At 65.4% G+C, this 12,663-nt stretch carries 13 protein-coding genes; 7 read left to right on the forward strand and 6 right to left on the reverse strand.

From position 1 onward, the window contains the following. Positions 1 to 10 precede the first annotated feature (10 nt). Entirely contained in the window at positions 11 to 1,654 is a 1,644-nt protein-coding gene (locus H0193_RS08945) for a DUF885 domain-containing protein (RefSeq protein ID WP_181889480.1), read from the forward strand. Here the strand turns inward: H0193_RS08945 and H0193_RS08950 are convergent. Further along, positions 1,651 to 2,628: an AbrB family transcriptional regulator gene (locus H0193_RS08950; RefSeq protein WP_181889481.1), complete on the reverse strand. Its 978-nt coding sequence runs from the start codon at positions 2,626 to 2,628 to the stop codon at positions 1,651 to 1,653. The genes H0193_RS08945 and H0193_RS08950 overlap by 4 nt on opposite strands. Before the next feature lie 18 nt (positions 2,629 to 2,646). On the opposite strand from H0193_RS08950, the gene H0193_RS08955 reads away from it, so the two are divergent. Further along, entirely contained in the window at positions 2,647 to 3,393 is a 747-nt protein-coding gene (locus tag H0193_RS08955; protein ID WP_181889482.1) for a TSUP family transporter, read from the forward strand. Here the strand turns inward: H0193_RS08955 and H0193_RS08960 are convergent. Beyond that, positions 3,379 to 4,830 (reverse strand): amino acid permease, encoded by a 1,452-nt coding sequence (locus tag H0193_RS08960; RefSeq protein WP_181889483.1) that lies wholly within the window; start codon positions 4,828 to 4,830, stop codon positions 3,379 to 3,381. The two genes, H0193_RS08955 and H0193_RS08960, sit on opposite strands and share 15 nt — an antisense overlap. An 88-nt stretch (positions 4,831 to 4,918) precedes the next feature. Here H0193_RS08960 and H0193_RS08965 point away from each other — a divergent pair, with 88 nt between their 5' ends. Beyond that, positions 4,919 to 5,563 (forward strand): Rib/alpha-like domain-containing protein, encoded by a 645-nt coding sequence (locus H0193_RS08965; RefSeq protein ID WP_181889484.1) that lies wholly within the window; start codon positions 4,919 to 4,921, stop codon positions 5,561 to 5,563. Here H0193_RS08965 and H0193_RS08970 read toward each other — a convergent pair. After that, positions 5,544 to 7,646, reverse strand: a complete 2,103-nt coding sequence (locus H0193_RS08970) for an ATP-dependent RNA helicase (protein WP_181889485.1) — start codon at positions 7,644 to 7,646, stop codon at positions 5,544 to 5,546. The two genes, H0193_RS08965 and H0193_RS08970, sit on opposite strands and share 20 nt — an antisense overlap. A gap of 25 nt (positions 7,647 to 7,671) precedes the next feature. Between H0193_RS08970 and thpR the strand changes: the two genes are divergently transcribed. Then, positions 7,672 to 8,214 carry an RNA 2',3'-cyclic phosphodiesterase gene (gene thpR, locus H0193_RS08975; protein ID WP_181889486.1) on the forward strand — a complete coding sequence of 181 codons (543 nt, stop codon included), beginning with the start codon at positions 7,672 to 7,674 and terminating at the stop codon, positions 8,212 to 8,214. Here the strand turns inward: thpR and H0193_RS08980 are convergent. Further along, complete coding sequence (locus H0193_RS08980; protein ID WP_181889487.1) at positions 8,211 to 9,536, reverse strand: HNH endonuclease signature motif containing protein; 1,326 nt, start codon at positions 9,534 to 9,536, stop codon at positions 8,211 to 8,213. The two genes, thpR and H0193_RS08980, sit on opposite strands and share 4 nt — an antisense overlap. A 232-nt stretch (positions 9,537 to 9,768) precedes the next feature. On the opposite strand from H0193_RS08980, the gene H0193_RS08985 reads away from it, so the two are divergent. From H0193_RS08985 to H0193_RS08995, 3 genes are read left to right on the forward strand one after another with little or no spacing between them, the layout of a single operon-like run. After that, a complete protein-coding gene (locus H0193_RS08985; protein ID WP_338026635.1) occupies positions 9,769 to 10,395 on the forward strand; it encodes an alpha-ketoglutarate-dependent dioxygenase AlkB in 627 nt (208 codons plus the stop codon). Further along, positions 10,392 to 10,964: a LysE family translocator gene (locus tag H0193_RS08990; protein WP_181889489.1), complete on the forward strand. Its 573-nt coding sequence runs from the start codon at positions 10,392 to 10,394 to the stop codon at positions 10,962 to 10,964. The genes H0193_RS08985 and H0193_RS08990 overlap by 4 nt, the downstream gene beginning before the upstream one ends. Beyond that, entirely contained in the window at positions 10,961 to 11,671 is a 711-nt protein-coding gene (locus H0193_RS08995) for an SDR family oxidoreductase (RefSeq protein ID WP_181889490.1), read from the forward strand. The genes H0193_RS08990 and H0193_RS08995 overlap by 4 nt, the downstream gene beginning before the upstream one ends. On the opposite strand, the gene H0193_RS09000 is transcribed toward H0193_RS08995, so the two are convergent. After that, a complete protein-coding gene (locus H0193_RS09000) occupies positions 11,668 to 12,285 on the reverse strand; it encodes a CapA family protein (RefSeq protein ID WP_181889491.1) in 618 nt (205 codons plus the stop codon). The two genes, H0193_RS08995 and H0193_RS09000, sit on opposite strands and share 4 nt — an antisense overlap. Continuing rightward, entirely contained in the window at positions 12,221 to 12,661 is a 441-nt protein-coding gene (locus H0193_RS09005) for a CapA family protein (RefSeq protein WP_181889492.1), read from the reverse strand. The genes H0193_RS09000 and H0193_RS09005 overlap by 65 nt, the downstream gene beginning before the upstream one ends. Positions 12,662 to 12,663 lie beyond the last annotated feature (2 nt).

Genomic DNA, 12,663 nt, shown 5'->3' on the forward strand with positions numbered 1-12,663 from the left:
ATCGTTCGGCATGACCAACGAACGCTGGCGCGAGCCGTCCCTTTTGGACGCTACCTGTGAGGATTTCGTCTACGACCTCGCGGAGATCAGCCCCACCCTGGCCACCCAAATCGGCATTGACGGCCACGACGGGGAGCTGCAGGACTTTTCCCCGGACTACTGGGGGCGCCTGGCGGACAGGATGCGCGACCTGGTCGCTGACGTGGACGCGCTCAACGACTCCACGGACGCCTCCGACGACGAGGACGACTTCGACGACGTGGACAACCTCACCGCCGCGATCCTGCGCGACCGCATGAGCGCGGAGCTGGAGTTCCACCACCGCGGCGAGCTTCTGTGCCGGCTGAACAACATCGATTCGCCGGTGCAGACCATCCGCGACTCCTTCGCCCTGATGCCGAAGGTGACCGAAGAGGACTTCGACAACATCGCCTCGCGCATGTCCCGCATCCCGAGTGCGTTGGCGGGCTACCGGGAGTCGCTGAGCGAGGCGGCGTCGACAGGCGATGTTGCTTCCCACCGCCAGATCGACGCGGTGATCAACCAGTGCGAGCTGTTGGGCGACACCGAATCCCAGCTGGACCACCTGGGGCTGTCGCCCGATTCGCACGTGGTGGGGCACGCCAAGGAGGCGTTTTTGCAGATGGCGGACTGGCTGTCCACCGAGCTGTCGCCGCAGGCCTCCCACAACGACGGCGTGGGCCGCGAGCGCTACCAGCTGTTCGCGGAGTTCTTCCACGGCCGCGAGGTGGACTTGGACGCCAGCTACGAGTGGGCGCAGGAGGAACTGGCCACGACCGTCGAGGAGCAGCGCGCCATCGCGCACGAGCTCTACGGCGACGTCTCCGTGGCGGGCGCCTACCGCAACCTGAACCAGGACGAGCGCTACATCCTCCACGGCACCGACGCGCTGATCGAGTGGATGTCCGGCATCAACGACAAGGCCGCCGACGCGTTCCACGTGCCGGACGGCCTGCACAAAGTGGAGTGCGACATCGACCGCGCCGGCTCCGGCGGCATCTTCTACACCCCGCCCAGCGACGACATGATCCGCCCCGGCACCATGTGGTGGTCCGTGCCGGAGGGCCAGGAGACGTTCCACACCTGGCAGGAGCTGTCCACCGTCTTCCACGAGGGCATCCCCGGCCACCACCTGCAGCACGGCTACGCCCTGCTCAACCGCAGCGAGCTGAACCTGTGGCGCCGATCCGTGTGCTGGAACTCCGCCCACGGCGAGGGCTGGGCGCTCTACGCCGAGCACCTCATGGAGGACCACGGCTTCTTCGAAGATCCCGGCTACCGTATGGGCCTGCTCGACTCACGACGTCTCCGCCTCGCCCGCGTGATGGTGGACATCGGCGTCCACCTGGGCAAGACCACCCCGGAGGGCACCGGCACCTGGGACGCCCAATACGCCAAGGCCTTCCTGCGCGACAACACCGCCATGCCAGAGGCGAACCTCGCCTTCGAGCTGGACCGCTACATGGGCTGGCCGGGCCAGGCGCCGTCGTACGCCCTGGGCTACAAGGACTGGGTGGACCTGCGCCGCCAGGCGCTCGCCCAGGGAATGAGCGAGCACGAGTTCCACGTCAAGGCGCTCAAGCTCGGCTCCATGCCTATGGACATGCTCACCAACGAGGTGCTGCACCACTAGAGGCGCTTGAGGATTCTGGGCAGCCACCCGGCGAACAGGATCACCATGATCAGCCGGATCACCTGCAGCGCCACCACGGCCGGGCTGGTCGCCAGCACCAGCACGGTCTCCAGCGCGCCGGGGCTGGTGGCGAGGTAGCCCTCGTAGAAGCTCAAGCCCAGCCATTTGGCCATGAGCCACCCCATGCCGGCGCACGCCAGCATCAGCCCGGCGATGTACGCCAGGGTGGCGGGCAGCAGGCGGGAGAACCGGCGCAGCGCGGGCACGTTCAGCCCGCCGCCGCACATCCATCCGATAGCCAAAAAGCCCACGATGGACAGCAGCCGCGGCGGCACGATGGTCACGTCAACCAGCACGCCCACCAGCACCGTCAACGCCATCGGGCCAAACACTGAGGGGTTGGGGAACTTCAACAGCTTGCCCGCGAACACCCCGGCGACAATCAGCGCCGGGACCAGCAGCCACATCCACCAGTAGGGATCCAACTCAGTGCGGGTCACTGAAGTAAACTGCGACGCCACCAGCGGCAACGACACGGACACGATGAGCAGCCTCAGGTACTGGCTGAGGCTGACGTAGCGGATGTCCGCGCCCACGTCGCGCGCGATCGCCGGCATCAGCGACGCCCCGCCGGGCAACAGCGACAGCACGCCTGTTTCCCGTGAAACGCCGTGGTTGGCCAGAATTAGGCCGCCAACAAACCCCATGCCGATCACCACCGCGCCCGCCACCACGCCCGGCAGCAGGTAGGGCAGCGGGTTCATCCCCACCAGCGGCAGCGCCGCAAACACGCCGACAGTGCCGCGGGCGAAGGTGAACAGGTGCTCATTGACGGGCAGGTCTTCCTCCGTCACCAGCGCCACCGACCCGGCCCCCAGAATCCCGGCCAGGATCCACGCTGCCGGAACCCCCAGAAAAGAAAACAGCAGCCCGAGCGCCACCGAGAGAGGTGCAGCGACAAGCCAACGGTTCATGTGGGGCATAGTAGTCCCGTGATCGTTTTCCTCCTCGCCGCGTCCGCGTTCGCCGGCTGGATCGACGCGGTGATCGGCGGCGGCGGGCTCGTGCTCATCCCGGTGCTGATGTCGGCCACGGCGATGCCAGCGGCGTCCGTGCTGGCGACGAACAAGGTCGCGGCGATTTCGGGCACCGCGTCCGCCGCCGCCACCCTCGTGCGCCGCGTCGGGGTGCCGCGCATCACGTGGGTCTACGCGTTCATCGCGGGGGTCGCGGCAGCGCTAGGCGCCAGGGCGGTCTCGCTTATCGACGACTCCGTGGCCACCCCCATCATCCTCATCCTGCTCGTCGGGGTGGGCATCTTCGTGGCGCTGAACCCGAAGTTTGGGCAGGAAGGCGCCGGGGTGTTTTCCGGCAAGCGCCTCGCCCTCGCCGCGCTTGTTGTCGCCGTCATCGGCGGCTATGACGGCGTGTTCGGCCCCGGCACCGGCATGTTCCTCATCATGGCGTTCACCGCCGTGTTCACCCAGGGGTTCGTGCGTTCGGCGGCGAGGGCGAAGGTGGTCAACACCGCCACGAATTTAGGCGCACTGTTCGTGTTCGGGCTCGGCGGCTTCATCAACTGGAAGCTCGCGCTCGCGCTCGCAGTCGCCAACGTCGTGGGTGCGCAGTTGGGTGCGCGGACGGTGCTCAAGGGTGGGTCGACGCTGGTGCGCGTGGCACTCCTTGGGCTCGTCGTCACGCTATGTGCGAAGTTGGGCTGGGAGTTACTCCAAAGTTAGAGACCCGTTGAGCAACCCAAAGATGGCAATCACCGCCGCGACCAGCACCACCGTCACCACGACCCACTCGAAGGCGTTGAAGAGCTTGTCGCCGTGCTTGCGGCGCGTCCAGATGTAGGGCACCAGGCCCGGCACCACGGCAAGGGCGCCGAGCAGCACGTACACCGGGTCCGCGGCGTAGATCAGCCACAGCGAGTACACGGAGCCGATCAGGCCCACGAAGAGGTGCTTGCGGTTGTCGCGGCGGGAAACTTCGGGCCCGGAGTCGTCGAAACGCGTGCCGGCGTGCGGGTGGGTCAGGCCCTTGCCCCTGATTGCCAGCAGCACCAGGTAGATGGAGGAGAAGATGTAGGGCAGCAGGTACATGATGGTGGCCAGCTGCACCATGGCGTTGTAGGACGCGGAGGAGAGGAAGAACACCACCACGAAGAACTGGATCGCCAGCGTCGATAGAAGCTGCGCGCGCACTGGGGAACCGTTTTCGTTGTGGCTGCCCATGGAGTGCGGCAGCAGCCCGTCCTGCGCCATCAGCACGATCGGCTCGGCGCACAGCATCTGCCACGAGACGTACGCGCCCAAAACAGACAGGCACAGGCCGACGGAGATCAGCACGCCGCCCCACGGGCCGACCACTTCCTCGAGCACCGCGCCCATGGAGTTGTCCGGCAGCGCCGCCAGCTCCTCCTGGCTGAGCACGCCGTAGGACAGGGTGGACACCGCCACCAGCAGGCCCAAAACAGAAAGGAAGCCGATGATCGTGGCCTTGCCCACGTCGCTACGCACGCGCGCCTGCTTCGAGTACACCGAGGCGCCCTCGATGCCGATGAACACCCAGACGGTGTAGAGCATGATGCCTTTGAGCTGGTCCGCAAACGGCAGGTTGGAGCCCCAGAAGTCCATGGTGAAGCGGTCCCAGGAGAAGCCGAGGAACGCCACCAGCACAATGAACGCCAGGATGGGCAGCAGTTTTGCCACGGTCGTGACCGCGTTCATCACCGCCGCCTGCCTCAGGCCCCGCGTCAGGCCGAAGAAGATCAGCCAGCTCAGCGCACTCACTGAGATAGCCAGCACCCAGCGGTTGGAAAAGGCCGGGAAGTAGTAGCCGAGGGTGTTGAAGAACAGTGTGGCGTACCCCACCTGGGCCATCACCGAGCCGAGCCAGTAGCCCATGCCGGAGGTAAACCCGATGAAGTCGCCCAGCCCCGCCCGGACGTAGGAGTAGACGCCGGAATCAAGATGCGGTTTCCTCACCGCCAGGATTTGGAAGACGAAGGCGACGGAGAGCATTCCCACGCCCGCGATGGCCCAGCCGGTGAGCATGGCGCCCGGGCTGGCCACGGATCCGATGTTTTGGGGCAGCGCGAAAATGCCGGACCCGATGGTGGATCCGATAATGAGTGAGACCAAGGTCCACACGGAGACAGTGCGCTTTGACATGGCGAGTAACACTACATCAGGAGTTGTCTACTACAATCATCCATTATTCAAAGCCATATAAACATCTACAACTGAGGGAACCGTAGAAATGCGCACCAAACTTATTGCACTCACGAGCGCCATCGCGCTCGCCTGCGCGTCCGTTTCCCCAGCTCAGGCCGAGGATGGGTACGAGCCCACCACCGTGGTTCCGGGGCTGACCGCCACCGTCGAACCCCCGCTGCCGCGCGGCGCGGCGTGGTACGAGGCGGACTCCATGCCTAGCTGGGCGATGATCACACCAGACGGCACCATCCGCCTCGAACCGGGGGAGGACATTACCCCCGGTGTGTACGAGTGGCCGGTGACCGCGACGTTTTCGGACGAGACCACCCAGGTCTTCCCCGTCCACGTCACCGTGGGAACTGAGACCGAGGATGAGGCGTCCCAGGAAGGCGCCGTCATCGACGCGTTTGTCCAGTACGCCCCGGAGGTCTCCCACCGCTGCTCCGCCACCGCCCTCGGCGTCGGCCTGCCGCTGCTGGTGCTGCTGCCGCTCGGGTTCGCGTCCCAGATGAGCATCCCGTTCGTGGCGCGCCAGAACCACCTGCAGCTGCAGGTGGACGGCATTCCGTTCCAGTTAGACGTGAAGCTCCGCGACCTCAACTCCAGGGACGTGGACATGGGCATCGCCGCCATTCTCGCCGCCGCGGGTCTCGCCGGTGCCGGCGCCATCATTTCCCAGTGCCAGTAGGGTCCTCCGGCCACGCGTGCTTGGGGTAGCGGCCCCGCATCTCCTTGCGCACCTGCTGGTACGGCCCTTCCCAGAAGCTATCCAGGTCGTCCGTCACCGCGAGCGGGCGCCCGGCGGGGGAGAGCAGGTGGTACAACACCTTCACGCCCGAGACCGTCTGCCCCCTTTGGCCGAACATGTGCTGCAGCTTCACGCGCTTCACCGGCCTGCCACTGTCGTACTGGTACTCCTTCGGCGCCGCCGCATCCAGCTCCGCCACCTGCTGCCAATCCAGTTGGCGCAGCATCGCCTGCCTCATGTCGCAACTGCCTATCGACGCACCTTCGGCCACCCCACGCACCTCCGGCGAATAATCGCCCTGGCTGACATCCGGCCAACCCAGAGTCTCGTGCAGGAAGTCCAGCCGCTCTTTTAGGTGCTGCTCCTCCTTGGTCAGCGGGAAGCTGGCGAAGTCCACGTCCGTCAGCGCCTCCGCCGCCTCGTCCGGGGTGAGTTTGACCGGCGTGGAGCTGAGCTCGATCGCGCCGATCCTGGCCACCTTCCGGCCCCTGACCTTGCCGTCCTCCAGGTAGGCCACCTTTTCCTCCACCACGCGGTGCTCCGGGAACGCGATCGGCTCCGCCTCGCGGATGACCGCCCCGTTGTGCGTCCGTTGCACCTCCGCGGCCGCGATCCACTCGGCGTTCGAGTTGAACTTCGCCCTTGTGCCGGACGCCAGCTGGTATTCCTCGCCCACCTTCTTGGCTATCCACTGCGGGAAAGCAGACGCGATCACCTCGCCCGGGTCCACCGGGCCCTTGTCTTCCACCAGCCTGCGCAGCCTTTTGGCGTCAGCTTCGCCCGCAAGCCTCGCGACGATCGGCGCCGCCTGGGCTCCCCACTCCAAAAGCGCCGCGCCGAGTCTTGGGTCCAGGGGCAGGCTCGCCAGTTTCTTGCCGAAGTCCGTGATCGTGCCGTTTCGTGTCGCCCCGAGCTGTTCGAGGTTGGTTTCGGCTTCGGTGAGGTCCTTTGGTTCGTCGATAAGCGGTAAGTCCGGCGACCCCCACGCCTTCATGGTCAAAAGCGCGCCGGTGAGGTCCGCGGTGAGGATTTCCGGGGTGATGTCCGGCTGCATTTTCGCGTACTCGTCGCGGGTGAAAACGCGCACGACCTCGCCGGGGCCCTCGCGGCCCGCGCGGCCCGCCCGCTGGTCGGCGCTGGTTTTCGCCTCCGAGACCGTGACCAGGCCCGTCATGCCCCGGTTGTCGCGCTTGGGCACCCTGGACAGCCCGGCGTCCACCACCTTGCGCACACCCGGCACAGTTATCGACGACTCCGCCACCGACGTCGCCACCACCACCCGGTTGTCGCCCCTCAAGGCTTCGTCCTGCTCCTTGCTGGTCTGGCGGCCGTGGAGCGGTCTCGCGTCATCCAGGAACCCGCACACCAGATCCACCTCGCGCACCCCGGGCACGAACACGAGCGTCCGGTGCTCGCTTGTGGTCTGCGCCGCGACGTGACGATAAAACTCCCTCGTCCCCTGAATCCTTTCCGCGTGAGGCGCGTACTGGATGTCCAGCGGGTGCGTCACCGCCTCCGTCGACAGGATCTGCGCGCCCATGTGGTCCGCGAACTTTTTGGCGTCGAGGGTGGCAGACATGGCGGTGAGGTACAGGTCATCGCGCAACAGGGCGACCTCCATGCACATCGCCAGCACCAGGTCGGTGTCCATCTGGCGCTCGTGCACCTCGTCGATGACCACCGCGTTGACGCCCTCGAGGCCGGGGTCCTTGAGCAAGCGGTTGAGCAGCACGCCCGGCGTGACAAATTCGACCAGCTCGCCGTCCTTGTGCTCGCCGCGGATGCTGTAGCCGACTTTGGTGCTGTCGCTCAGCTGCGCGAGCCTGTGTGCCGCGGACCGCACCGCCACCCTCCTGGGGGCCGTGACCAGCGTTTTTCCCACCTTGTTCGCGATCGCCGGCGGCACCAGCGTGGTCTTGCCCGTGCCGGGCGGCGCCTCCACCACCAGCGGGCCTTTGTCCGGCAACTGGTCGATGACGCGCGACACGGGCAAATCCCGTCCGATTTTCGCGAGGTCAAACATGGCAATTAAGGGTAGCGTGTGGGCCATGAGACGCCTCTTCGCAGCGATCGTCCCTCCGGCCGATGTTCGCGAACACCTCATCACCGCCCTGCGGCCCATCCGCGACTTCTCGGGCACAGAAGTGCGCTGGGTCGACCCCGACAACTGGCACATCACGGTCGCCTTCTACGGGTCACAGCCCAACGACGCCGCCGCGGTCACCGACCACCTGGCCCAAGCCACCGCCTTCACCCGGCCCCTGAGGTTGCACCTCCGAGGAGCCGGGTGTTTTGATCGGCGCACCATGTGGATCGGGGTCGGCGGCGACAAGGCGCCGCTGAAAGACCTGATGGCGGATTGCCAGCTCGACCCGGACATGCGCCGCCGCCAGCGCGCGCACCTCACCGTCGCGCGGACAGGCACTCGCACAAGGGATCCATGGCTTCTCGACGACCACGCCCACGCCCTCGCCATCTACACCGGCCCCGAATTCGCGGCCGATGAAGTGCTGCTGCTGGAGTCGCACCTGGGCAAGGGCCGAAGTGGCGGCCCGAAGTACGAGGTGGTGGACAAGTTCTACCTGCGTTAGTGTTCCTCCTCTTCCGGGTCGGGGAATGGGGCGTCAACCGGTTCTTCGGGCAAGGGTTCCACGTACGGCATCTCTGGGGTGAACCCGAACTTCATGCCGTATTCCTGCTCCAGGTCGGCGATTGCGGCGGTGGCCTGTTCGAGGTCCAAGTCCTGGTCGAAAGTGTCCAGGATTTTGTGGCCTTTGGCGAAAAACTCCGCTGCGCGCGCCCGGTTTTTGCGCACGGCGGACATGCTGGACTGCCACCTGGGGCCGTCAGGCGTGAACTGGTCGCGGAGGAGGCCATCTTCCACGGTGACCACGTAGGAACCGTCGGCGAACAGCCAGATGATGTCCCCGGTGTACGGGTCTGGGATGTAGAACGCCGTCCGGTCGGTCTTCATGTTGTGGTGGTGCTGGCACAGGGGGAACAGATTGTCCGCCTCTGTTGGTCCGCCCTCGTCGTACGGGATGCGGTGGTCCAGCTGGCACTGCTCGGCGGGGCGGTTGCACTCCGGGTAGATGCAGGTGCGGTTGCGGGCGTACACGGCGTGGCGCATTCCCTCGCTGGGGACGTAGCCCCGCAGTCGTTTTTGCAGTTCGGCGTCGAGGTCGCGCTCGTCGATGAATGTGTCGGCGATCCAGCGCTCGAAGGCGGTGGCGGCCTCCGGCTCGGTCCAGCCGCAGCCGGGGATGAAGATCGGGTCGCCGTTTCCGCGGTTCTTCGGGCTGTACACGTTCAGCACCGGCGTGATCTCGATGCCGATGGCTTCTCCGGAGAGCAGCTTGATGGCAGCGTCGGAGGTGCTGATGCCGAGTTCGCGCGCAACTTCGGCGACGTTGGCTTGGATCCTCCGGCCGTCCAGTGAGTTGGTGTCCAGCTGCACGATGGCGCGATCGCGGTACTCGTGGACGCCGAACTTCTCTGAGTTGTCCTGCTCGCGCTTTTCTCGTTTGCGCTTGTCGTAGGCGCGGCCTTTGTCCATGCGCTTGATCGCGGCACGGATGCGGTCTGTGACGGTTTTACGCTGGGGAACAGCCTGGTCGTGGCGGGTGGGGGTGAACGTGTTTACCAGGATGCCGTCGATAAGCATGAGTGCTTCCTCGTCCACATCCTCCCCGAGCTCCTCAATCGCGGTGTAGACCGCGGTCAAGTGCCCCACATCCATCAGGCGTGTTTCCTGCTGCAGCTCGCGCAGGCGGGGGAGGTCCTGCAGTGCGGCGTGGCCGAGGATAGCGTTTTTGACAAACCCCTTGTGCCAGCCGGTGGCGAGCTGCAGTTGGGTCACTGTGGCGTCGAAATCCTCGACATCGAAACCGGGGTACGCGTAGTGCCCAAACATGGTCCAATACGTGTCCCGGATGGCCTGGGCACATTCGCTATCCGGGTCGTGTTCTCGCTGGTTACGGAATCTTTTCGGTGCTGTGGTGGCGGTGGTCACGGGCGCCCCTCTCGTCGTGGTACGCTCCACAATATAGAACACACGAACGACTGTCAAGGGGTATGCCAGGGAAAAGATAAAGAAAACCACTTACAAATTCGACAGTGACGGGCCAATGCGCTACATTATTCCCGTGCTCGTCATTCCGCGGCCGCCCGCCCGCATCATCCCTGGTGCGGTCCATTTGCCTGCCTTTTTCACGCCGGCCGAGCAGGAGGAACTGGTCAACCAAGCGCGCGAGCTGGTCAGGAAGGCGGCAGGGACGCCTGTTGCTATGCGACGACCAAAGGTCGGCCACGGCCAAATGGATGCCTGGCTGCTCTCGCTGGGCTGGTTCTGGGCAACGAACCCGTACCGCATGGTCAGGGAGGTCGACGGCCACCCGGTGCCGCAGATCCCGGAGAACTTCCAGGTCATCGCGGATAACGTCATGGCGAAGGCGCGGGAAATAGACCCGCTTGTCGGTCCGACCCCGAGGATCGAGACGGCGCTGGTGAACTTCTACCCGCCGGGTAAGGGCATGGGGCAGCACGTGGACGCGGAGGAAGATTCCGAAAACGCGGTGGTCAGCCTGTCGTTCGGTCAAGACACGATCTTCCGCATCGCAGGGCGCGATACGCTGCTGCTGTCCGGCGACGTTGTAGTCTTTGGCGGGCCGGCCAGGAGGGCGAAACACGGCGTGCTCGGCGCGAGGAAAGGCACGTCCGACCTGCTCGAAGGCCGGCTGAACATCACCATGCGGCAAATGGAGGCGACATGATTGCGCTACTCGGCGTGTGGCTGGCGGCGATCGCGAGCCCCGGCCCGGACCTCGTGCAGATCATCCGCGTGGGGTCAAAGGACCGTAGAGCCGGCGTGATGTGCGCGCTAGGCATCATGCTCGGCAACACCATCTGGATTGTGGCGTCCCTGGCGGGGTTAAGCGCGCTGATCCAGGCATTTCCGCAGGTCCTGTCAGTGCTGCAGATCGTGGGCGGCGCCTACCTGCTGTGGATGGGCATCGGCGCCATCCGCGCCTCCGACCCGGAAATCCCCGCCACGCAACAGGTGCCAAGGCCGCTGCTCACGGGCCTGCTCACCAACCTGTCCAACCCGAAGGCGATCCTCTTCTTCGGCGCCATCTTCGCCCAGTTCGCGCACCTCGGGTGGGTCGCAGCACCGGTCATGGTCGTCACCGGCACCATCTGGTTCGTGGGCTTTGCGCTGGCAGTCCGTGCGATGTCGCGGGTGATCACCAAGTACAGCAAGCTTATCGACGTCATCACGGGCAGCATCTTCATCGCGTTAGCCATCTGGATGCTGTGGGAGGGCCTACACTTCGGCTCATGAGCGAGCAGAAGGTAGCAGTAGTCACTGGCGGATCGGCAGGCATCGGGGAGGCCACCTGCAGGGCGCTGGCCAAGGACGGCTGGAAGGTCGTCGTGGCGGCGCGTCGCCTGGAGAAGTGCCAGCAAATCGCGGACGAAATTGGTGGGGTGGCGATGGAGTTGGACGTGGTGGACCGGGGGAGCGTCGAGAAGCTTGCGGCTCTTGAACGCGTGGACCTGCTGGTCAACAACGCCGGCGGCGCGAAGGAGCTGGACTTTCTGCGCGACGCGGACGACGCGGACTGGGAATGGATGTTCCAGACCAACGTGATGGGCACGATGCGCGTCACCCGCGCGCTGTACACGCAGCTCAAGGCGTCGAAAGGCCTGGTGGTCAACATCGGTTCGGTGGCTGGCACGGACGCGTACAAGGGCGGCTCCGGCTACAACGCGGCCAAGCACGGGCTCCGCGGCGTGACCAGGGCGTTTCGGCGCGAGGAGGCGGAGAACGACATCCGCGTGTGCGAGATCGACCCCGGCCGGGTGAAGACGGACTTCTCACTGAACAGATTCAAAGGCGATGAGGAGCGCGCGAGCAAGGTCTACGAGGGCAAACAGAACCTCACCGCGGACGACATCGCCGAGGCGGTCCGGTGGGTGGCCAGCCTGCCGGCGCACGTGAACATCGACACGATGAGCATCATGCCGGTGGACCAGGCGGAACGCTAGAGGTAGTCCACCACCTCGACGTTCAGGCGCTCGTGCAGGTCCGCCATCCATCTATGAACATCCAGGTACTCGGCGGCCTCCACGAGCGGGATCACGTGGTGGTCGTAGCTGATCGGCGGGCCAACGGTGTAGGTGGGCATGAACCGGGCGCCGCTAAACGTGAACTCGCCAATCCCGCCGACCTTGGTCGGCTCCTCCCACTGGCCGTGCAGGAAGTTGCCGTGGGAGTACCAGACGGGCCCGGCAAACGGCTCCACCACGTGCGGATGCCCGCCGAGCACCAGGTCAGCGCCGGCGTCCAAAGCAGTCGCGGCAGTCTCCTCCTGGAAGTCATTGGGCAGGGGCGCATACTCGTCGCCCATGTGCAGCATCACCACCGCGACGTCGACCTGTGAATCGAGGGCGGCGACTTGGTCGGCCAGGGTGTCGTCGATAAGCGATGCGAAATGCTCCTGCTCAACTGGCAGGCCGTTGGTGCCGTAGGTGAAGCCGAGGAAGCCGACGGTGATGCCGTTGGCCTCGATGATGCGGGGGACGGATTTGTCCTGATCAGAGGCGTAACTGCCGGTGTAGAGCATGCCGCGCTCGCGCATGTTGCCTGTCGACGCCACCACGCCCCCGCCACCCCCTGTCCATCGAGTGGTTCGTGGCGTTGTTGACGATGTCCACGCCTGCTCCGGCGAGTGCATCGATGATCTCAGGCGGGGCGTTGAATTGGGGATACCCGGACAGCCCGAACTCCTCGCCGGCGACCGGGACCTCCATGTTGGCGGTGGTGATGTCCGCGTCCTGCATGTATTCGCTGACCGGCTCGAACATGCGCGAGAAGTCGAAGCCGGTGTCCGTGCGCGCGGTGGTGTACACGTCGGAGTGGACCAGGATGTCGCCGATGGAGCGGATGGTCACGGTGGACTCTTCTTCAACGACCTCGACTTCCTGTACACAGCCAACAAGCAGGAGGGGCAGGGTAAACGCCCAGATTCTTCGCATGC

The sequence above is a fragment of the Corynebacterium haematomassiliense genome, from assembly GCF_013978595.1.
GTDB lineage: Bacteria > Actinomycetota > Actinomycetes > Mycobacteriales > Mycobacteriaceae > Corynebacterium > Corynebacterium lehmanniae.